At 52.7% G+C, this 20,234-nt stretch carries 20 protein-coding genes; 10 read left to right on the forward strand and 10 right to left on the reverse strand.

Annotated elements, in window-relative coordinates; all coding sequences use genetic code 11:
• Positions 1-296 precede the first annotated feature (296 nt).
• Positions 297-686 (forward strand): DUF2513 domain-containing protein, encoded by a 390-nt coding sequence (locus tag ACN0YN_RS10695; RefSeq protein ID WP_417385001.1) that lies wholly within the window; start codon positions 297-299, stop codon positions 684-686.
• Positions 687-813: 127 nt separating this feature from the next.
• Here the strand turns inward: ACN0YN_RS10695 and ACN0YN_RS10700 are convergent, their stop codons facing one another.
• Positions 814-2,010 carry an NAD(P)/FAD-dependent oxidoreductase gene (locus ACN0YN_RS10700; RefSeq protein WP_417385405.1) on the reverse strand — a complete coding sequence of 399 codons (1,197 nt, stop codon included), beginning with the start codon at positions 2,008-2,010 and terminating at the stop codon, positions 814-816.
• Between the two features lie 179 nt (positions 2,011-2,189).
• Complete coding sequence (locus tag ACN0YN_RS10705) at positions 2,190-3,953, reverse strand: phosphate ABC transporter substrate-binding protein (RefSeq protein ID WP_417385002.1); 1,764 nt, start codon at positions 3,951-3,953, stop codon at positions 2,190-2,192.
• 432 nt (positions 3,954-4,385) lie between these two features.
• Between ACN0YN_RS10705 and ACN0YN_RS10710 the strand changes: the two genes are divergently transcribed.
• Together ACN0YN_RS10710 and ACN0YN_RS10715 are read left to right on the forward strand one after the other, a co-directional pair.
• On the forward strand, positions 4,386-4,841 hold the full coding sequence (locus ACN0YN_RS10710) for a DUF6882 domain-containing protein (protein WP_417385003.1): 456 nt from the start codon (positions 4,386-4,388) through the stop codon (positions 4,839-4,841).
• 200 nt (positions 4,842-5,041) lie between these two features.
• Complete coding sequence (locus tag ACN0YN_RS10715; protein WP_417385004.1) at positions 5,042-5,602, forward strand: hypothetical protein; 561 nt, start codon at positions 5,042-5,044, stop codon at positions 5,600-5,602.
• A gap of 166 nt (positions 5,603-5,768) precedes the next feature.
• On the opposite strand, the gene ACN0YN_RS10720 is transcribed toward ACN0YN_RS10715, so the two are convergent.
• Both ACN0YN_RS10720 and ACN0YN_RS10725 read right to left on the reverse strand, forming a co-directional pair.
• Entirely contained in the window at positions 5,769-6,134 is a 366-nt protein-coding gene (locus ACN0YN_RS10720) for a carboxypeptidase regulatory-like domain-containing protein (protein ID WP_417385005.1), read from the reverse strand.
• A 221-nt stretch (positions 6,135-6,355) separates the two neighbouring features.
• Positions 6,356-7,330, reverse strand: coding sequence for a DUF1559 domain-containing protein (locus ACN0YN_RS10725; RefSeq protein ID WP_417385006.1), 975 nt, complete (start codon positions 7,328-7,330; stop codon positions 6,356-6,358).
• 392 nt (positions 7,331-7,722) lie between these two features.
• Here ACN0YN_RS10725 and ACN0YN_RS10730 point away from each other — a divergent pair, with 392 nt between their 5' ends.
• Together ACN0YN_RS10730 and ACN0YN_RS10735 are read left to right on the forward strand one after the other, a co-directional pair.
• Positions 7,723-8,076 (forward strand): hypothetical protein, encoded by a 354-nt coding sequence (locus ACN0YN_RS10730; RefSeq protein WP_417385007.1) that lies wholly within the window; start codon positions 7,723-7,725, stop codon positions 8,074-8,076.
• A 169-nt stretch (positions 8,077-8,245) separates the two neighbouring features.
• Positions 8,246-8,668, forward strand: a complete 423-nt coding sequence (locus ACN0YN_RS10735; protein WP_417385008.1) for a DUF1801 domain-containing protein — start codon at positions 8,246-8,248, stop codon at positions 8,666-8,668.
• Between the two features lie 43 nt (positions 8,669-8,711).
• Here ACN0YN_RS10735 and ACN0YN_RS10740 read toward each other — a convergent pair whose 3' ends face one another.
• Genes ACN0YN_RS10740 through aroE form a run of 3 tightly spaced genes read right to left on the reverse strand, consistent with a single transcriptional unit; the run spans position 8,712 to position 12,051 of the window.
• On the reverse strand, positions 8,712-9,992 hold the full coding sequence (locus ACN0YN_RS10740; protein ID WP_417385009.1) for a prepilin peptidase: 1,281 nt from the start codon (positions 9,990-9,992) through the stop codon (positions 8,712-8,714).
• A 24-nt stretch (positions 9,993-10,016) separates the two neighbouring features.
• A complete protein-coding gene (locus tag ACN0YN_RS10745) occupies positions 10,017-10,544 on the reverse strand; it encodes a shikimate kinase (protein ID WP_417385010.1) in 528 nt (175 codons plus the stop codon).
• A 10-nt stretch (positions 10,545-10,554) separates the two neighbouring features.
• A complete protein-coding gene (aroE, locus tag ACN0YN_RS10750) occupies positions 10,555-12,051 on the reverse strand; it encodes a shikimate dehydrogenase (RefSeq protein ID WP_417385011.1) in 1,497 nt (498 codons plus the stop codon).
• A gap of 369 nt (positions 12,052-12,420) precedes the next feature.
• Between aroE and ACN0YN_RS10755 the strand changes: the two genes are divergently transcribed.
• The 3 genes from ACN0YN_RS10755 (at position 12,421) to ACN0YN_RS10765 (ending at position 14,608) form a co-directional block, all read left to right on the forward strand.
• The gene (locus ACN0YN_RS10755; protein ID WP_417385012.1) at positions 12,421-12,915 is read left to right on the forward strand and encodes a cupin domain-containing protein; all 495 of its coding nucleotides are present in this window, start codon (positions 12,421-12,423) and stop codon (positions 12,913-12,915) included.
• A complete protein-coding gene (locus tag ACN0YN_RS10760; protein WP_417385013.1) occupies positions 12,893-13,465 on the forward strand; it encodes a TetR/AcrR family transcriptional regulator in 573 nt (190 codons plus the stop codon). Before ACN0YN_RS10755 ends, ACN0YN_RS10760 begins: the two co-directional genes overlap by 23 nt.
• A gap of 180 nt (positions 13,466-13,645) precedes the next feature.
• Positions 13,646-14,608 carry a prenyltransferase/squalene oxidase repeat-containing protein gene (locus ACN0YN_RS10765; RefSeq protein WP_417385014.1) on the forward strand — a complete coding sequence of 321 codons (963 nt, stop codon included), beginning with the start codon at positions 13,646-13,648 and terminating at the stop codon, positions 14,606-14,608.
• Between the two features lie 497 nt (positions 14,609-15,105).
• Here the strand turns inward: ACN0YN_RS10765 and ACN0YN_RS10770 are convergent, their stop codons facing one another.
• The 3 genes from ACN0YN_RS10770 to ACN0YN_RS10780 form a co-directional block, all read right to left on the reverse strand.
• Complete coding sequence (locus tag ACN0YN_RS10770) at positions 15,106-15,615, reverse strand: Imm26 family immunity protein (RefSeq protein ID WP_417385015.1); 510 nt, start codon at positions 15,613-15,615, stop codon at positions 15,106-15,108.
• A 10-nt stretch (positions 15,616-15,625) separates the two neighbouring features.
• Positions 15,626-16,261 carry a hypothetical protein gene (locus ACN0YN_RS10775; protein WP_417385016.1) on the reverse strand — a complete coding sequence of 212 codons (636 nt, stop codon included), beginning with the start codon at positions 16,259-16,261 and terminating at the stop codon, positions 15,626-15,628.
• A gap of 631 nt (positions 16,262-16,892) precedes the next feature.
• Positions 16,893-18,236, reverse strand: a complete 1,344-nt coding sequence (locus ACN0YN_RS10780; protein ID WP_417385017.1) for a DUF1501 domain-containing protein — start codon at positions 18,234-18,236, stop codon at positions 16,893-16,895.
• A gap of 662 nt (positions 18,237-18,898) precedes the next feature.
• Between ACN0YN_RS10780 and ACN0YN_RS10785 the strand changes: the two genes are divergently transcribed.
• Together ACN0YN_RS10785 and ACN0YN_RS10790 are read left to right on the forward strand one after the other, a co-directional pair.
• Entirely contained in the window at positions 18,899-19,414 is a 516-nt protein-coding gene (locus tag ACN0YN_RS10785; protein ID WP_417385018.1) for a hypothetical protein, read from the forward strand.
• A complete protein-coding gene (locus ACN0YN_RS10790; RefSeq protein WP_417385019.1) occupies positions 19,411-19,548 on the forward strand; it encodes a hypothetical protein in 138 nt (45 codons plus the stop codon). Before ACN0YN_RS10785 ends, ACN0YN_RS10790 begins: the two co-directional genes overlap by 4 nt.
• Positions 19,549-20,234 lie beyond the last annotated feature (686 nt).

Genomic DNA, 20,234 nt, shown 5'->3' on the forward strand with positions numbered 1-20,234 from the left:
CGAAAAAAGAAAAAAACCTCCAGAAAAATTGAAACACACTGATCTGAAGTAAGTGCCATTAGGCGTTAGCCCCGGTTATCGTCGAGCTGGAAAAAATAATCCCCAATGTAAATCATTTCCGATTAACCGCAAACATCGGCAATAGGCGTTCATACTCAAGGTAGTAATTGCAATTTCAGAAAACATTGATGAATTGATACCAATAAAATTCGGATTTGATAAAGTGATTAATTTAGCGGTAATGCATTGTCAGTTAGTTGTCTCTAAATTTCATTACACTAAATGAGGATCAACTTATGAAACGCGATATGAATCTGATCCGTGAGCTCCTTTTGTTCTACGAGAGTGATTGCACACTGCCATATCCCGATGCTCGTAGTGATGTGATTGATCAGCACATTATTTGGTTGATTGAGGCTAATCTTATTGCCGGACGCCTCGCTGACTCATCTCCAATTGGTAGCCCAAGGCGTTTCTTCCCAGTAGACGGCCGAGAGTTTGAAAATAATGGCCATTCATGTCTGTATTTTCCACTAACATGGAACGGTTGTGAATTTATAGCTGCCGCGAGAGACAATACGCGATGGAGAAATGCCCTTAGTGTTGTCGGAGGTTTCACATTTGAAATCATTAAAACATATCTGCAGGACCTCATCGTGGAGTCGGTTCCCGGTTTGCATCGTTGATCAGGTCGTGTTTCTAAATTTGAAGGGGTCTTTGCCAAAGTGGCTCAACCGGGGCTAACGCCCTTGTATCTACTCTTGACTGTCATAGTCACGAGAAATTTTCAGCTGGTCTTTTTTTGCATCGACCCTACATCGCGTTGCCGGCGATCCAGGCTGTGGTCCAGGCGTTTTGAAAATTGAAGCCGCCTGTGATGCCGTCGATGTCCAGTATTTCGCCGGCGAAATAGAGGCCCGGGCAGACGCGGCTTTCCATCGTGCGGAAATCGACTTCTTTCAGGTTCACGCCGCCACAGGTTACGAACTCTTCTTTGAAGACCCCCTTGCCGGCTACCTGGAATGCGCCGGCAGAGAGTTCGGTCACCAGTGCCTGCGTTGCCTGTTTGGAAAGCTCCGCCCAGCGAACGGGCTGCGATCCGACGGCGTGATCGACGAGCGATTTCCACAACCGTTTTGGCAACTGCCAGGGGCACGCTGCATCGACGGTTTTCCGGGACTGATCTGCCTTGAAGGAATTCAGTTCTCCGCGAATCTCCTCGACACGCGATCCCGCCAGCCAGTTGATGCGGAGTGTGGCGTTGTAACCGGAATCGTGCAGTTCCCGGGCCGCCCAGGCGGACAGCTTCAACACGGCAGGACCACTCAGCCCCCAATGCGTCACGAGGATCGGCCCCGACTGCTGGAACGTCTTTGCGTCGGCGACTAACTGACATTCAACGTGTTCCACAGCAACGCCGGGCAGGTCTTTGATCCGTGGATCGTCAACTTTAAAGGTGAACAACGAGGGGACCGGCGGAACGATCTGATGCCCGAGGCTGTGCGACAGTTCGAAACCGGCGCGGCTGCCGCCGGTCGCCAGGAGAATCCGGTCCGTCTGCAGCGTTTCACCCGAATGCAGAGTAACCAGGAAGTGCGAGTCTGTTTTCTGAATTGACGACACGTTGGCACGCAGCCGAACTACGACTCCTGCGTCTTTCGCTGCGTCCTGCAGACAATCGACGATGGTGGCGGAATCATCGGTTGTGGGAAACATGCGGCCATCCGGCTCGGTTTTGGTGCGAACGCCTCGCGACTCAAACCAGTTGATCGTGTCGGACGGCTGAAACCTGCTGAAGGGCCCCCGCAGTGCCTTTCCGCCTCGCGGGTAGCTGTTGACCAGTTCGCGGGGTTCGAAGCAACTGTGCGTCAGATTGCAGCGACCGCCTCCGGAGATACGGACCTTGGCCAATACAGACGCAGCCGCTTCGAGGATCGTCACCTCGTGACCGTTTTCGGCAGCCGCAATCGCTCCGAAGAATCCCGCTGCGCCGCCACCAATCACAATCACTTTCAATTTTCTTCGCCTCGGATGAAATGCCAGAATACGCGACCGACGTCGTGTGGTCAAAAACTCAGCCGAACGAAAAGCCTCTTCGGATTTTTAACTTGCGGCAGGCCCGAGTGTAGCAGTTCAACGGATTGAATTCACCCATGCAGCTTCCCTCTTTCCGCCAATCGTATTGAATACTACTGTTTCGGGCTTGGCTTCTCTTCCCTCTGATCTGAAATGGGAAACTGCTTGAACAGGACGCACCAGTTCCAGAGCGGATAGGGTTCCCCTGCACGCGTGCCATAACCCGGGTCAGCAAATGAATAGACGGCTTGTTCGGGATCAGAATCCCGCAGATTTCCAAACGAAAAACCGCGATAAGCGGTGAGCGTCTGCCCGGTCTCGAAAGGTGTATTCTTCCGAAGCTCCCGGTTCTCAAAGCGGAGGACGGTTTTACCTTCACCTTCAGCCACGTGACGAATGGGGGCCTGGGCGTATGCTTCGCCTCCTTGCATGTTGGAGACGAAAAAGGCACCTTCCGCCAGTAGCGGTTTGAGTTGAGGATTGAATTTCTGATTGAGGATCAGTTCGGTTGTGGGCTGCCCCTCGATGACCGGTCCCGTTCTGATCTGAGTGATGCTTCCCAACTCCCCTGCGTAAGGCAGTCCATAGCTGAGCGTAAATTGTGTGCCTGCTTCGAGCGGAGAGACCAGTTGAATTCGCAGGCGGGCAGGCGATTCCAGTTCGATGGCCTTGATCGCTGAGACCGCCTGAGTAGAGCTCCGAACCTGGAATCCATACAGGGAGTGGTAACCTTCGCCACGAATCAATTGTTCGCGGGGAAGAAATGTTTCGTCCAACACCAGCGGCGGTCGGGGTACATGAAAGTCGACCAGCACACTCGCGCGATCTTGAGAAACCCATGCATTCAAAGGACGCAAGGGCTGCCAGGATTCTCCCAGTTTGAGAACACGGTGCATTACCTTGGCCACCTGTTCGCCGAACCAGCGTTCGCCATCGGCTGACAGATGGATCGGGTCACCATATCTGCCGGCATAGCGACTGTTCAAGGCACTCGCCACCATGTAATGCGGGCCGACCAGCGTAATGTGCGGGTCCAGGTCCGCAGCCATCAGTTGGGCCTCACCGGCGGTGCTCAAAGTCTGATAGGTAAACAGCGGAATCTCAGCGGTTTGCCCGGTAATCTTCTGTAAGTCGTGCGACCATTGTTTTCGGAATTCGATGAGCCGATCCCGATACCAGTGCAGTCCTGCCGGACGGGGAATTTCTTGGCCCCAGCGACTGGGATTGATCCCGCCTGTCGGCCCGGCATTGCCTTCCCCCTGCATCCAGACTAACGCGGCGATTCCAAACGTTTCTCCCCGGGCAGCTGCCTGTGCTGTGGCGCGGCGGGCATCATCCAGACTCGTTCGATAATAGCCGCCCCCATGCTGCCTGGACTCAGGCGTACGGGGATCCGTCGATTGATCGACGCTGGAGAGTTCATCAATCATCCGTCCCCCCTGACCTGCATACGTCACTAAAAAATGAGGCGTTTTTTTCTGCCTCTGATTCACATCCTGCTGAGCAGCGGTGAGACTGAACTTCAAATGATCGGCAAGACCATTGGCGATGGTCTCCCCCAGTCCGCCGTTGACGGTTGCCTTGAGTGGCACCAGGGAAAACTGTTCGGCAGGTCGCTCGTGTGGCTTGTCACAATATTTCCCATAAGACCAGGTGCGGACGCCACGCTGGAACATCAGGTTTCCCCAGTCAGCATCAGAGTGCGTGACAACAGGCAGCGACTCGGCCCCTTCACATAACGATTGCCCCATTAACCAGAGGCCAACAATGTCACGCTGGAGGAGTGACTGCTCCGAAGCGGGCTGCGGTTTCTCTGCGGATAAACAGTCGGTGACCGACAGAACCATGACGGCGACAAAAAGGAAAAGTGGTTTCATTCTGATTGAGGATCCTGATGCTGAAGTGTGACGTTTCAGAGAAATACACCGCAGCGATAGCCTATCAGAAAAAAAGCCGTCGCGACAGCAGCGAGACAGAGGAGTGTTTCACATCCACTTTCATGCGGGCCTGACACGAATGTTTTTTTATGGCAGTAAGCTCTGGTGAATTTCAATTGACACTATACTAAATGCTGTTAGATTGAGATGAAATCGAATTTAGACTGTGTCCAGTTTTACTGTAGCGTTTCCAGGACAGTCTGGCCCGAGTATATTAGATTGAGAGACGCTATACTTAAATGTGATGCGCTCTAGTCTATCAATCGTTATGGTTTTGGAGTGAATCGCTGTTTTAGCACAATCACCATCACTGAGCCTGATCGCCTTCAACACATTGTCGGTTTTTTTGGCTGCAGACAAAGGATAAAAGACGTGGACGCTGATCTCTACATTCAACAGGCTATCGAAGGTCTGCGTGTTCAAACCGCGGCTCATTCTTCGACGTGGAATCTTGGTGACGAAGACAACTGGTCGGCCGAGCAGGATTCCGGTCGCATTGAGTTTTCATTTGCTGACGGCACGATTGCTGAGGCAGACATGCAGATCATTGGTACTTACAATACCGATGACGGCACATTTCTCTGGGGCTGGGATCATCCCTATATCCAGGAACCACTTCGTGCTCACGCCAAACTTGCACGACAATTCGGAGAACAACACAAACTGTCAAATTTCACGGAACGTATCGTGGAGTGTGCAGAATCCGAGGCGTGGGAATTCACTGCCGTTGCGGCACGCCTGGCTGATGCGAATGGCGCTTACTGTGGTCCTTCAGGTACTGCGCTGGTCTACATGACGTTTGGTGAAATCGAGCTGCACAAGCCATAATGATGTGTTGGACTTCGAGTTACAGGTCACGTAATCCTGACAGAGTTCAGAATTTCAAAGTTCGCTGCCATAACGGTCCTCCCTGAATCATCTTTCCATGCCCTGAAGCCCTGGTAATTTTTAATTGACACTATACAAAATACTGGTAGATTGAGAAGGAAGCGAATTCTGTCTATCAATCATTTTCCCTCTCAAGTCGCATGCACCGTAATTACTTTCCCCCCTGTCCTGTTGATGGTCCAATTGAACCGCCGGTTCCGTTCGGCCACATGGTGTTACGTGGTGGCGTGCCAAAGAAATGTTCTGAATGTCAACATTTATTCGAGGGTGAATGCACGCGGTACATCGACGATGTCGGGCACTATCTACACCTTGATCACGGACCTTGCGGAATTGACGGCCCGACTGATCCCATTGTCTACGAAGATGAATTCATCAAATCAAAAGTTGAGATTCCGCGAAAATGTGCCAAGTGTATCTTTCTCGATGTTGATCGCATTTATGGATTGCACTGCCGAAAAGACGACGACAAATGGGGCGACTTCAAGCGTGGACTTGATTGGGGCTCATGGGAACCCGATTTTATTTATCTCCAATTGCCACTGCCAAAGGTCACGACGCAAGACCTGTCATTGTTTGCATGGCAAAACGATAAAATATCATTCATCAAAGAACATCGAAGGATCAATCCCGGACTGTCAATCGAAGAAGCCAAAACTGACTTCGTCCATTTCCGGAACATCATCGAGAAACGCGAATAACTAATCCACGAATGTGATGCCGCTAATGACTTCGCTTTCGAAATCATGAATTCTTTGCGGGGACCCGGTTATAGCAGAAGTTATTCTTGTCCTCGTTCGTTATACCCAAACGTTTCTCACACGGTTAAAAAACCGCCTCTCATCGGAAATGAGAGGCGGTCTTTGCTTATTTCTTTTTACCTTTGAGATCGAAATCGATCTCGTTTTTCCCCTCTTTTACGGTAGCTGTCAAGGTACTGGCAGCACCATAAGATTCAGGAACAAGACTTTCCTGGGGCAGTTCCGGATCATCCCCATAGTGAAACACACGGACGATATAATCACCGATGGCTGCACCGGAAATGTCGCCATACATGAGTGTGAATTTACCGTCTTTGTCGGTCCCCCCTGAAGCGGAAGCGGCTTGAAATTTCGGTTCAAAAATAACCGATGCACCTGAGACAGGCTTGCCGTCGATGGTGACGGTCCCGCTGACCTCAGCCAACGGAGGAGTCTCCTCACCAGATCCACAACCAGCAACCAAGACAGACATGATCAATACCACACAGGCATTGCGCAGATTCGTCCTGCTCAGAAGAATTTTATAAAGCGATCGCATTGTTGGGATTCCCTTAAACTCTCTCTTAATGAAAAAGAATGGCTCAGAGAACGAGCTTCCAGTGAAAAAGAAAACATGATCTGTCAGTTCGACTTTGTGTCGCAGTAAAATCGCGATCAAATCAAAAACTCAAAATGGAATGATGATTTCCACCATTAAAATTCTGAAACGATCTCACCGCCGTTAATACTGACTAAGGCTCTGACAGTTGCTAAATCGATATTTTCACTGAGGAAGCGAACAGCACCATCACCCATCAGAATATGCATGCCACCCACGTGCGCGCTGCCGGCACGGAAGGCATACACAGTATCGTATTGAGTGGTCCCACTCACATAATTTACATTGATGCCATAAGCACCAGGTGCAATACCTTGCGTGTAAGTCCACTGGTTCCATAAGGGACCATAGCTGGTACTGGTCTTGCGCAGAGGAGTTTCGCACATGAACATCGTGTTACTGGTACCGTCCTGGACATGACCGATCACTGCAGCGCCATTCGTACCAAAGGCCCCCTTGGCTGCTGTATTGCTCGACGTATAGTTCACCCTGAAGTTATTGTCATAAGTATGCACGGCAAATGCGTAACTCGTTCGTTTCCCGTTAATTCTGGCATACGCCCCTGTGGCAACATTCGGAACGGGATTGGGGACATCACTGGGACAGACAAACACAGGCAATTCCACATCTGTGTTGGTCGGGTTGGTATTTCCAGTCATGTCAGGATTACTGCTGGAGTAACTCGAAGGCCCCATGGGAATGCTGAAATTCAACTTATTATAGATGTTTGCCTGATCCAGATAGGGAAGCAGTAACAAGTGCCCGGTGATATTACGGATCGTCGTGGCAGGATCAAGCGGATTCCCACTCGAATCGACCCCATGTACGGCTGGTGTGTCTGTCACCCCCGGCATGACGACCTTGGGAGGCAGGATCCTGTGAGTATCATGATAGTTATGAATCGCCAGGCCGATTTGTTTCAGGTTATTTTTGCAGGTACTCCTGCGGGCTGCTTCACGCGCCTGCTGCACTGCCGGCAATAAGAGTGCAATCAAAATGGCAATGATGGCAATTACCACCAGCAATTCAATCAGAGTAAAGCCGCGTCTTCGCTTTAGAGAATGAGACATTAATAACTCCTTAGAAATAAAAAAATAAATCTGGGTGAACGATAACAGTTCTATGATTTCTGCCTTGAAAACATCCACAATTGCACGAGAAGTGTGCAACAGGCAGAACAGATAAGTAAAAAGCAAAGGAGATATTTAGAGAACCTTAATTACTGCAAAATCAATGCCACAAAACCGACCGTGCAAATGCTCACAACATTCCGGAGATCTTTGTCTGAGTTCACATAACCGGGGAACAGCTTGACTGTTCACTGTCATGTCAGTCCAATAGAAATCATCTGTCATGCACGTAAGTCCTTGTGAGACTACGATGACAGGACACATAATACTGGTAGATTGAGATGGAATTGAATCTGGTTTTTACATGGTAATAGTAAGGTGTCATTCGCGCTATGAGTGATTTTGTCGCGGAAGAGGAGATTGATTACGAGGAGGTTTATCGGCGTGGCGGTCATAACTGCGGCGACGAAGATTTCGCATTATTCAAGTGCCCATTTTGCGACCGGGTTTACATGATTGAATATGAAGTCGACACAGCCTACCTTGATGGACGCGACCTCACCAAACGTTGCTCAGTCTTTAACTGCTCATTTGATTGTCTGGGTTGTGGTCGTCCAATTCCGAACGACCGTCCATGGATTGGGAAGAATGCGACGGCGGACTTTCAGGTTACCTGGGAGCAGCTTGCAAACAGCGACTGGGCCTGGTGTGTCCCGCGCTTGAGAGAAAAGAAACCACGTGCATAAAAGATGTCAATCACTCTGGAATCTGCTTGTACCGCCGTATAACTGAGAATAGGATGACAGGGTGAATCGAAGTACGCCGCTTTCCCGCAAACTTTTTACAAAGGCATGATGTTTGACGAATTAAAAAACAAACCTGGTGAACCAGTCTCATTTGAAAAGGGTATCCCCCATGTCAAAACCGAAAACGCAGAAGAATGATGCCAGTGTGGACCAGTTTCTTGCCGGTATTAAAGACGAACAGCAACAGGCCGACTGCCTGGCTTTGCTGGAGTTGATGCAGGAAATGACAGGAGAACCAGCCGTCATGTGGGGAGCCGCCAAAGTTGGCTTTGGCTGCTTTCACTATCGGGGGAAAACGTCCGAGGGAGACTGGTTCCACGTCGGCTTCTCTCCCCGCAAACAGGATCTGGTACTCTACCTGCACTGTGAACTGGAAAAGCAGGATGCCTTACTGGAGAAACTGGGAAAACATAAGATCGGCAAGTCCTGTCTCTACATCAAAAAGCTGGCTGACGCGCATCTGCCGACACTCAAGAAGCTGATCACGAAAGCATACAAATCACCGGCGATTGCCGGCGCGACCATCGATTAGATTTTTGATATGAGAGACGTCAGCTAACCGTCGGCAATTCAGATCATCTGTTGCCGTGTTTCCATTGATGATAGTGCTGCGTTCCCCGCCCGGCCCGGGTGTGTGTCTCCCTGGTCAGATCCCAGCGGCCCTGGGTTTCGTTGACATTTTCGCCCGACTGATAGGTAAGCTGATCGGCGGACGTCCATTCTTCGACCCACTCGTCGCCGTAATACAGGGGGATGCCCAGCATCCATTTGATCATTTGCGTCGTCATCAGGCAGGCCCCCAGGAGCAGCATCATGACAATTGCCAGAATCGGGAGCAGCGGACCCAGGTGACAGATGCGTTCCATGAACGGCCAGATCTTCGGCCAGCCCAGCAGCACGAGCAGCGCGCCCAGACTGAGATAGGGACCGAAGGGGATTTCGCGCGACTGTTTAAAAAAGATGGAAACCGCCACAACCCCCAGGGCACACAGAGGCGAGATCACAAATACGGTCACCGTCGCCTGCCAGCCCAGAAAGCTGCCGATGACTGCCATGAGAATCACATCGCCGAAGCCCATCGCTTCCTGGCGCAGTGTCCATTGACCAATAATACGGACGGCCCAGACCACGCCGCCCCCTACGACCAGGCCGACCAGACTGACGGCCAGACCGTGCAGATGCGGATACAACGTCACCCACTGCGGCACTTTTTCAACGACGAAGGCACTACGATACTGTTCGGGAAAATAGACGCCCAGCAGACGCACGACAGAGGGTTCCTGGAACCAGACCGGCACCAGATAGAGCAGGCCGAATGCGAACGAGCCAACGACGCCGATGAACATGGCAGGCATTGTCGCGCCGTCGGGAATGATTTTGAGATCAAAGTCGATGAAGGTCGCGACCATCAGCGATTCGATGAGGACCAGATGAAAGGCATACCGCAGGTTGAGCAGCATGACGGGCGTCATCCAGGAATTCATCGCGACCGGATCGGGTGCATACAGGGAAAACAGGCCGCTCTGCTGCAGCGTCGCTTGAGCACTCAACGGAACTTCTGCCAGATACAGGAGCACAAAGATCACGCCGTTCAACAGTTCGACCAAAGCTTCGCGATGAGCGCGGCGGTAAGGAAACGTTGAGTGAGACGAGCGTGTTAAATAGACGCCGATAATGGGAATATGATAGCGGGACCAGAGATGCCGCAGTCGACGACCGACGCGTCGCCAGGCAGGGCCGACCCGTTCTTCGCGGGGAATTTCTTCGATGCAGAGATTGACAATTCGCCCCAGGCATGCCCCCAGCAGAAACAGCAGCACGAGCAAAAAACAGGGATTGATGCCAAACGGTGTCATAGGTGTTAAAACTTTCGTCGTGCCTTACGAGGAGGAATTCAGAGCGGAAATGATTTCATCGACGATCTCTGTCACCGATTTGTCATCGGTCTGAATCACAATGGTCGCGGCCTCCCGGTACAGGGGTTCGCGCTGTTCGAACAGATGCTGTATCTCTTCGCGCTGGGAAGCACGCGTCGTCAAAGCAGGTCGGCGGCTGCCTGTGGTCGCATCCAGATTGATCCGCTGTTCGAGTGCTCCGACGCTGGCATTCAGCCAGACCACCGGTCCGGCGGTTCGCATTTCGGCGCGGGTCTCGGCATTCAGAATCGCCCCCCCGCCGGCAGCGATGATGAGTGACTCGCGCGATAGCAGATCCTGCATGACCGACCGTTCCAGCTGGCGAAAGTGTGGTTCCCCCTCGTCTGCGAAGATGGCGGAAATCGATTTACCGGCGCGGCGTTCGATTGCGTCGTCGGCGTCGATCCAGGTGGCATTTCGTCTGGCGGCCAGGGGTGCGGCGACGCTGCTCTTGCCGCTGCCCCGTAAGCCGATCAATGTGATTACCGTCATGCTGTGCCCCTCACAGTTTTCCGACTGCGGAAATCCCTTTTCGCAGGGTGGTCCGCATGACTTCCAGAGGCGCCTCTTTGCCGGTAAACAGCTTGTACTGGGCAGCTGCCTGGCGGACAAACATTTCAATTCCCGAAACCGTTTTGCAACCCCGTTCGCGCGCCTGCTTGAGGAGCAGCGTATTTTCCGGATTGTACACGGTATCGAAAACCAGCATTTCTTCCTGCATGAAGTTCTGCGCGAAGGGGGTATCGTTCACATTGGGATACATGCCGACCGCGGTGCCATTCACGAGAATGTCGTAACGACCGCTGCCTCGATTTTCCCAGGTGCAATGATTGCAGCCCAGGTCTTTCGCCAGTTGTTCCCCCCGGGCACGGCTTCGGTTCGAAACCGTCAGCACGCCACCCGCGGCAACGATACCCGCGCCAATCGCCCGTGAGACACCGCCGGCCCCCAGCAGCAGCACCTGTTTTCCGTTAATGGGATCGGTGGTCGCTTTGCCTGCGGGATCAAGTCCCAGTCGAATGCTGTCGAGGGCGGCATCGTAATCGGTATTGCGAGCCTGCCAGGCGTTTTTTTCATCTTTGAACAGTGTGTTGGCGACCCCCATTTTTTTGGAAGCTTCGTCGGCTTCATCAGCCAGTTCCAGTGCGCCGGCTTTGTGGGGAATCGTCACGCTGTAGCCCTGTACTTTGAGCCATTCGAATTCCTTGAGTGTTTCCTTGAGCCGGTCTTTGGGAATCCGAAAGGGCAGGTAGACAGCGTCGAGCTTGTCGTGCTTGAACGCGATGTTATGAATCAGCGGGCTCAGGCTGTGCGCGATCGGATCGCCGATGACGCCGTACACGGGGGTCTCGGGACCGATTTGATCGTAGCGGTAAATTCGCGACATTTCCGAGTAGGCCAGCTGTCCGGGAGCCAGTTCGCGTTCGCGGCTGAACGTGGCGTAGGTGAAGGGCGCTCCATATTTTCCGCAGAGAATGCGGCTGATCACGCCGTACTCACCCATGCAGAAACCGATGGTGGGAACCTTGGCATTCGCGACCAGCTGCAGCATGCGGACCGAGTCGCCGGGCGAATTGGCCATGGTCACCAGCTTGACGATATCGGGATCTTTCTCGCACATCGAAGCGTAAACTTCTTCGAGGTCGTCGGGAGTCTCATCGAAATTGTGATGACTGATAATGCGTTTGGTTTTGCCGTAACGGGGGATGGACCCGGCAATGTCATCTTCGATATCGACGTATTCCACTTCGGAAACGATGGCGGTTCGCAGCAACGCCTGCCGCTGTTCTTCGGTGCGGCTCCAGCGGCCTTTGTCTTCCTGGCGACGACAGGTGATGACGACCGGCGTGGGTCTGTCTTTTATCAGGCGGCTCACATCGGGAGCGCGGGCGATCCAGTCCAGCCGCAACTCTACCAGTTCCGCCCCTTTTTCTGCGAGGGAGCGGTGTTCCATCATCACCATTTTGTGTCGGGTTCGACCGATGCTGACACAAATCATTGAATTACTTCAGCTTTCTATAAGGAGCCGGGCTGTCAGCGAACGTGATTTTTCACGCATGTTTCTGACAGGCAGACGAATGAACAACAGAGAGAGCGACCAGTGTACCCAATTTCTGACGCTGACTCAAACAAGTGCCTGCCGCTCAGACCCATTTATTATAGCGAATCAGGGTCGATGTCGACTGATGTTGCCGTTCCCGACAGCGATGCCGTTCAGAAACCGCTGTGAATTCGGTCACGGGTCATTCCGGTTGTCGGGCCTGCAGGGATTCTGCGGATTCTGAAAACGGGATTGACTTAACATAACGACCGTTATATAACGATCGTTATATTAACAATTCCAATCTGAATTTCAGGGAGAAACAGGATGAGTCAAGTAAGTGAAGACGTCATGCACGGCCAGGGATACGACTGTTTTAACGCGGGACCAATGGAGAGCTGGACGCGGTTTCGTCTGTCGCCCCCCGATACGCCGATACCTGCGCGGGGAAAATATTTTCTGCGGAAGTATCTGAACTCCGACGGGCTGGAGATGTCTGTCAACGCGTTGCCCGCAGGTCGCGAGATGCCGTTCGTACATCGTCACAAGGAGAACGACGAGATTTACTTCGTCATTCAGGGGCAGGGACAGTTTCAGGCGGGGGAAGACGTGTTCGACGTCTCGGAAGGATTCTTTATTCGTCTTTCGCCGGAAGTACCCCGGGTCTGGCGAAATCACTCGGAGGAGCCGTTATACTATCTGGTGATCCAGTACCGCGCCGACAGCAGTGTGACCGGCACCATACAAGACGGCGAGCGTCTGGAGAATTACCCGATCGCCTGGAAAGAAGGACCCGAGGATGACGCCCCCCACGGATCGTAAAACCCGTTCCCGCAAAAACATTCTGAACGCCGCACTCAGGATGTTTAAGCGTCAGGGGTACGTGGGGAGTGGCGTGGACGGCATTATGGAAGAAGCCGGGATGACCTCGGGGGCCTTTTATGGTCACTTTGAATCGAAAACGGATGTGCTGGGCGCAGCGCTGGTGCAGTCGTTCATCGAAGATCAGTCCGCCATGAACGGGGCACTCAATGAATGCGAAACTCCCGAGCAGCTGATCGAGATCATGCAGCGGTACCTGTCGAGCAAACATTGCGAGCATGTGGAGGAGGGATGTTCGATCCCTCCTCTGCTGTCCGATCTGGGCCGCGCCGATGAAGAAACGAAGGCCCAGTTTGAAGAAGTAATCCAGTGGATGGCCGCGCAGTTTGAGGAACGCTCCCACAACGAATTTTCCCGACAGGAAATACTTTCGACCCTGGCACTCTGTTTTGGCGGACTGTCGCTGGCACGGGCCGTCAAGTCCCCTGCCCTGGCGCGACAGATTCTCTCCGCCTGCCGTAAGAATTTACCGATTCAGAAGAAAGAATAAGCTCAGGTACCGTAGAGAACACCTGAGCGATGCTGATTCCCTGTACCCCGGTATTTCCCAGCCAGAAAACAACCTTCAATCTTTAGTATTTTTCCTGCAGACGTGAGTGTATAATTGAGGTTCTGTTCAAGTTTGCTTTTCTCTTTCTGCTGACGCATCACTTAAGGAATGGCTGTCATCATGTTTGCATTAAGCTCGCTGCTGCTGACACTTTCAATCAGCGCCCTGCCCGACGCACAGCCCACGACCGTTCAGATTCGCGAAACGGTACAGCGCGGCATTCCCTACATTGAAGAAAAGGGGCTGTGGTGGATTGAAGAAAAGAAATGCGTCACCTGCCATCGTGTGGGTAACATGGTCTGGAGCCTGCAGGCCGCGAAACAGAGTGGCTTCATGGTCAGTGATCGCCTGGCGGAATGGAGGCAGTGGTCGATCGACAAGTCGCTGGCGAACAACGACAAAGGGAAGGTCACCGGCCTGGGCAATAAAGAAGGAGTGGCTCAGCTGCTGTTGAGCCCGGATCGCGCTGACACTGATACGGCTCAGGTCGAAGCCCGCAAAAAACTGGCAGCAATCCTGCTCGAAGAACAACGGCCCGATGGTTCCTGGAAAGCGGGGGGCCAGCTCCCGTTTCAGAAACGTCCTGCCGCCGAAACAGACGCTGTTTCCACCATGTGGCTGACACTGGCACTGCTCGCGGAAGGGAAGAACGAAGCCAGCACGCCCGTCCTCACCCGCGCGATGAAATTTATCGCAGCGAGTTCACCAGGCAAAAGTGTCGAATGGTACGCCGTCCGCTTACTGCTGGCTGTCCAGTCGGGAGAAACGGAAGTGCGGGATCAGTTGGTGAAACAGCTCCGCAGCCAGCAGCATCCGGATGGCGGCTGGGGCTGGATGATCGCCGACGACAGTGATGCCCTGGGAACCGGCCTGGCCTTATACGCGCTCGTCTCGGCAGGCGTCGATCGGAACGATCCTGCTGTCAAAGGGGCGCAACAGTTTCTGGTGAGCACGCAACGCGACGATGGTTCGTGGCCTGTACGGGGCACCAAAGAAAAGAAGAAAAAGAGCGTTCAGGAGACGGCTGTTTTCTGGGGAACCACCTGGGCCGTGATCGGACTGGTGGAGAGTTTGCCGCGGTAATTCGTAGTCTTTCCAGAATGGAGGTTGAGGAAACTTTTATTCTATATCGAACGGTCCCTCTGTCAGTTTCCTGCTCGCTCCGCTCGGCCCGAATTATATTCGGGACCATCCACATTTTTCTTTCGTGTTTTTCGTGGTAGAAAATTCAACTCGGCGGGTGGCACCGAATGTAATTCGGTGTTGGCGCAGACAACAGGAGGTGGCGGTGTGAACTTGAGCTTGTGAGGAAGTGTGCCTCATTTTAACTGCGGTTGAATCTATACGTAACCCGGTTCTGAAGGAAACGCGGGATCTGCAACCTCCTGCTCGCTCCGCTCGGCCCGAATTACATTCGGGCCCACCCGTCGGTTTCCTGTTGTTGCGTTAGACTGTGTCCAGTTTTACTATAGCGTTTCCAGGTCCATTTGGACCGAGTATATTAGATTGAAAGACGCGATAGTTAAAAGTGACGCGATCTAGAACCATCGATTATTTTTTAGACCGGAGGCAGATGCGCATCAGGTATCTGCCTCTGTCTGGTCTGGACTCTGAAAGGAGGGATCCAGCTTCATCGTCAGCACGTCTTCAACGTATTTATACCCCATGAGTCCATCTTCCGGGTAAGCGTCGATGTCAACCTCACTGCGTGTTGAGACGCTGACAGACTTCTCTTCCAGTGTATCTTCATCGTACTCAACCAGTTCTACCCGGTCACTTTCATCTTCTGTGTTAATCAATAACGGCATCGGCCATTCTTTACGTTGAAACGACTTGATCGTGCCCAGTTGTTGCCATTCTCCGTTGCTCAACCCCATGCCACTGAAAATGCCAGCAAACACAGCCTCATCAATGCAAAGCTGGCTTTCATCAAGGGCAGCGGGAACGGAATCCAGACAGGGGCCGAAAAAATATCCAAAGATCCCCAACTCTCCATCAGAGCGCGCAACGACACCTCGGGCATACTTTCCATTTTTGAGCGGAACACAAAATACGGTACCGATACTGTAATTGATGACGTATTTTGGCATCAGCTTCGAACTATTCCTGCTTCCAGGCGGTCATGTCATCCAGCAGCAGCGTGTTGCCTTTCATGATGAAGCGGTAGCCGGTTTTGTCGATGTCGAGCGAGGGATGCTGGCCTTCGACTTTCAACCCGTTGTCCAGCTGGGCAACGACCTTGTCCCCCTGCATCTCGACCTGCAATGTGTACCACTTGCCTGGTTCGAGCGTCCGCTTGGCCTGGGCCAGGGTGATGGGTTTCGACTTGGGATCTTTCTTGTTCCTGTCGGTCCGCAGGATCATGCCGGACTCGTCGAGAATCACACGGAACAGGTGCCCTTTGGGATGATTCAGACTCAGGTGAAAGAAGTCGGCGTCTTTCAACTGGAACGAACAGCGGATGGTGGAATTGCGGTGAGGCAGCTTCCAGGTCATCACGGCGGCGTGTTTGTCGGCTTTGAGTTCCTTACCGGTCAGCACGCCATCCTCCACCTTCCACTCCCCCTTCGCAGCCGCCCACTGTTTGCTGAGCCTGGGTTTGTCAAAGGAGTCAACGGCCGTCGGTTCGCCGGTCTTACCCAGTACCGGTTTGATGTCCGAATTTTTCTCCGCCTGGAGCAGAGCGGGAACCAGTAATGTCAAAGCGAGACAGAGGCAGGAAAACAGTTTTTTCATGAGTGGTACCACTTTCTTGAAGTGAGTTGATCTGAAGGGAATAAACAACCGACTCCAGTTTAACAATCAGTTCTCAACAAGGGGTAACAAAAACGGGAAAACTTTTCTGCGAATTCCCGCTGTTTTCATACGAGCAGACGGGTTCATTTTTTCTACCACGAAAGGACACGAAAACTCACGAAAATATCGGAGGGGGCCTGAATAGAATTCGGGATTACCCACTTATACTTTCGTGTAGTTTCGTATTTTTCGTGGTAGAAAAATCAAATCCGAGAGGTTCATCGGTTCCCATCGTGGTGTGAAACTGGTTTGTACCTCGCCAGGCGGGCGGACACATGGGTCGCGCCCCTACGGCCAGGCAGGTTGGTGATCGGAATTCTGGTTGTATGATTTCACTGACGGTTTCCTGTTGTCTGCGACAACCCCGGATTTTATCCGGGGGCACTCTTTCTTTTGCATGAGCTGTACTTTGTTAGACACGGTTTCTGCAAATTGAGAGACAACCGGAGCTAACGCTCTGCGGCTAATTGGGGGGGGTGTTATACCGGTGATTGCACTGCCACCACCCAGTTTTATTTTCGTGTGGTTTCGTGTTTTTCGTGGTAGAAAATTCTGTAATGTCAGAAGTTGCTCAGATCAATTCGTCGATCGGTTCGCGGATGTCGAGCATGTACTGCGGGCGGCCGGCGAAGTCGGGGACGGTGGTCGTCATGGTGTCGATGCCCAACTGGCGGTAGAGCGTGGCGAAGACGTTCTGATAATGCAAAGGGCGATCCTGGGGGACTTCGCCGAGTCGATTGGTGGAGCCGATGACCTGCCCCATTCGCATACCGCCGCCGGCCAGGAGCGCACAGGAGGCTTGCGGCCAGTGATCACGGCCCGCGTTTTCGTTGATGCGGGGGGTGCGTCCGAATTCGCCCCAGGCAATCACGCTGACATCATCCTGCAGGCCACGAAGGTGCAGGTCTTCAACCAGAGCAGTGATGCCCTGATCCAGTTTATTCAACTGCAGCGGGAGACGGGCGAAGTTGGAATGGTGCCGATCCCAGCTGCCGAACGAGAGGGTCACGCAGCGCACGCCCGCTTCCACCAGACGGCGGGCCATCAGGAACTGATCCAGCCAGTGTGGGCCGGCGTCTTCGCCGAACGCGGGGGAGTTGTCGCCCCGTCCGTAGCGGTCGCGGAGCGCGGGGTCTTCCTTATCGAGGTCCATCGCTTCCACCAGTTTGCTCGAAGTGAGAACGTCGAAAGCCCGTTGTGAGTAGGCATCCAGTCCGTCATACGCGTTGTCGGCGGAGTTGCGGAAGGCATCAAAGCCGTCGAGTAACGCTTTGCGATCGCGGAGTCGATCCAGCGAGATCCCCTGCAGTCGCATGTTGTCCATGCCTTCGCCGGTCGGCTGCATCGGGGCGTGGGATTTTCCGAGAAAACCGGGGAAGCCGGGATTGCCGTACGGTTCGTGGCGGCTCGGGATACTGAGGCCGACGAACGGGGGAACTGCTCTGTCAACGGGCCCCTGTACTTTCGAGAGTACAGCGCCGAGAGAAGGATGACCCGACTGCCGCCCCTCACCATTGATGGGCCAGCCGCTCATACAGAGATCCGATGCGTGTTGATCGGGGCAGCCATGCAGCGAGCGGATGATGGCGAACTTATCCATCATGGTCGCCAGGCGGGGCATGTGTTCGCAGATCTGGATGCCGGGAACATTGGTGTCGATCGGACGGAATTCGCCGCGAATTTCCGAGGGAGCGTCCATCTTCAGATCGTACATGTCCTGATGGGAAGGTCCGCCGGACAGGAAGATCATGATGATGGCTTTGTGCCCCAGTTTGCCCGTAGGATTGCTGGCATGTGCTTCTGCCTGCAGGATCTGGGGGAGCGAAAGTCCGCCCAGTGCCAGTCCGCCGATCTTGAGGAACTGGCGGCGCGAGCCGTTACACTGTCGTTGTGAGGGACCTGCGATTGAGAGCATCGTGTTCTTCTCCAAAAGAATGCAGGAGGGTTCTGGTCGGGGGTATTGCAGGTGGGAGACGGAACAATCCGGTCCGTCAGCCTGAAGTCGCTCGCTGGGAATCTCTGGTTTGCTGCACTGCCCTGTTGAGGCCTGATTATTTTACAATCCGTTCAGCACCACGGCAAGCAGATTCGCCAGGAGGGAGACAGACCCGGGAAATTGACCTGTTGACGCTGCAACGGGGGCTGCCTTTCTTTTGCATGAGCTGTATGGCGCTAGACGCGGTTTCTGCAGGTCGGGAGACAACCGGGGCTAACGCTCTGCGGCTAATTGGGGCGCTATTCCGTTGATTACACTGCCATCATCCACTTTTACTTTCGTGTGGTTTCGTGTTTTTCGTGTTAGAAAAATCCAGTTCGAACGGTTCATCGGTTCCCATTGTGGTTTGAGACTGGTTTGTACCTCGCCAGGCGGGCGGACACATGGTTCCGCCCCTACTGCCAGGCAGGTTGGTGATCGGAAACCGGGTTGGGCAATTTCTCTGACGGTTCCCTGTTGTCTGCGACAACCCCGGATTTATTTAAGCAGCTTCAGAGATAATTGGCTTTTCTCTCTTAACTGATATATTAGACTAACGGGCCAATGCACCTGTTTTAAAATCACCAGTTTGACCGTCTGCAATGAACCTTTTCCGAAACATCAATCGATCGCCTTCGTTTAATATCATTCTGATCGCAACAGGCTTTATGCTGTTGATCGTGATATGTTTGACCTGGCTCTATTTATCTCGGCTCAACGAGTTAAAACAGGCACAGAAGCGGATTGAGGAAAAGTATCAGACAGAATTCGACGCCCTCAAAACAGTAGCTTTGAATCCAGAACATCCTACGGGCATGGCATCTTTTAAACAGATCGACGAGTTAGAACTGAAACTCTCTGCTGATGATTTTTGGCGAGTCGATTCACTTTACGATCATTTGCATGGCGGGAGCATTATTAAAAGCTCTCCTAACCAGGAGGGTTTTATCAGAGGGCCAGAGTATCTGCATTCGAAAAATTCGAAAGGTGATACGCTTTATTATGCTTACACGACCGATGGCGAACCGCTTTTCTGGTATGAGCTGAAAGTCCCCAAAGCAAAAGCCATGAGACTGTTTTTGATTCATATCAGACGCGATTGCGTTCTGGAGGAATGAAGTCACAAAAAGTGATTTCTTCAGAGTCCTTCGAGGGCGAATTTTTCTGTGTAGCGGGAGCGGAGGTTGTCGAACGTGGTGACGGCGTCGGCTTTCGTCCAGACGCCGATGTTGCCCCAGCCGGGAAAGAATAGGAGATTCTGTTCTGCAACGAATCCAGGATCTGCATCTTCCTGCTCGCTGCGCTCGGCCCGGATTACATCCGGGCTTACCCGATTTTACTTTCGTGTGGTTTCGTGTTTTTCGTGGTAGAAAATTTCAGTTCGAACGGTTCATCAGTTCCCATTATGGGGTGATACTGGTTTGTACTTCGCCAGCGGGCGGACACATGGGTTCCGCCCCTAGGCCAGGCAGGTTGGTGGTCGGAAACCTGATTGGGCGATTTCCCTGACGGTTTCCTGTTGTCTGTGACAACCCCGGATTGCATCCGGGGGTACCCTTTCTTTTTCATGAGCTGTACGGTGTTAGATGCGGTTTCTGCAAGTCGGGAGACAACCGGAGCTAACGCTCTGCGGCTAATTGGGGGACGTTCTCCAGCTTATCACCAGGGTACCCAATTCAGACTGCTTTTGAGTATTCAGTCGTTCCGGATTTTCATCTGCGGGGGTGGGATGCACTTCTTTTATAATGCTTTCTGAAACTTGATCAGCCATCTTCATGCTGGACGAGCCAGCAGGGCACACGGATGTTTGCACTTTTTGTTTTTTTTCTACCACGAAAAGTACGAAAAGACACGAACGTTTACGGTGGCTTTACTTCAGGAGGAATGTGTGAGAGTGATGGATCGTTTTGATAATACTTTTCTTGTTGAGTGTTGTGT

Origin of the sequence: Gimesia sp. (genome assembly GCF_048260065.1) — a bacterium.
GTDB lineage: Bacteria > Planctomycetota > Planctomycetia > Planctomycetales > Planctomycetaceae > Gimesia.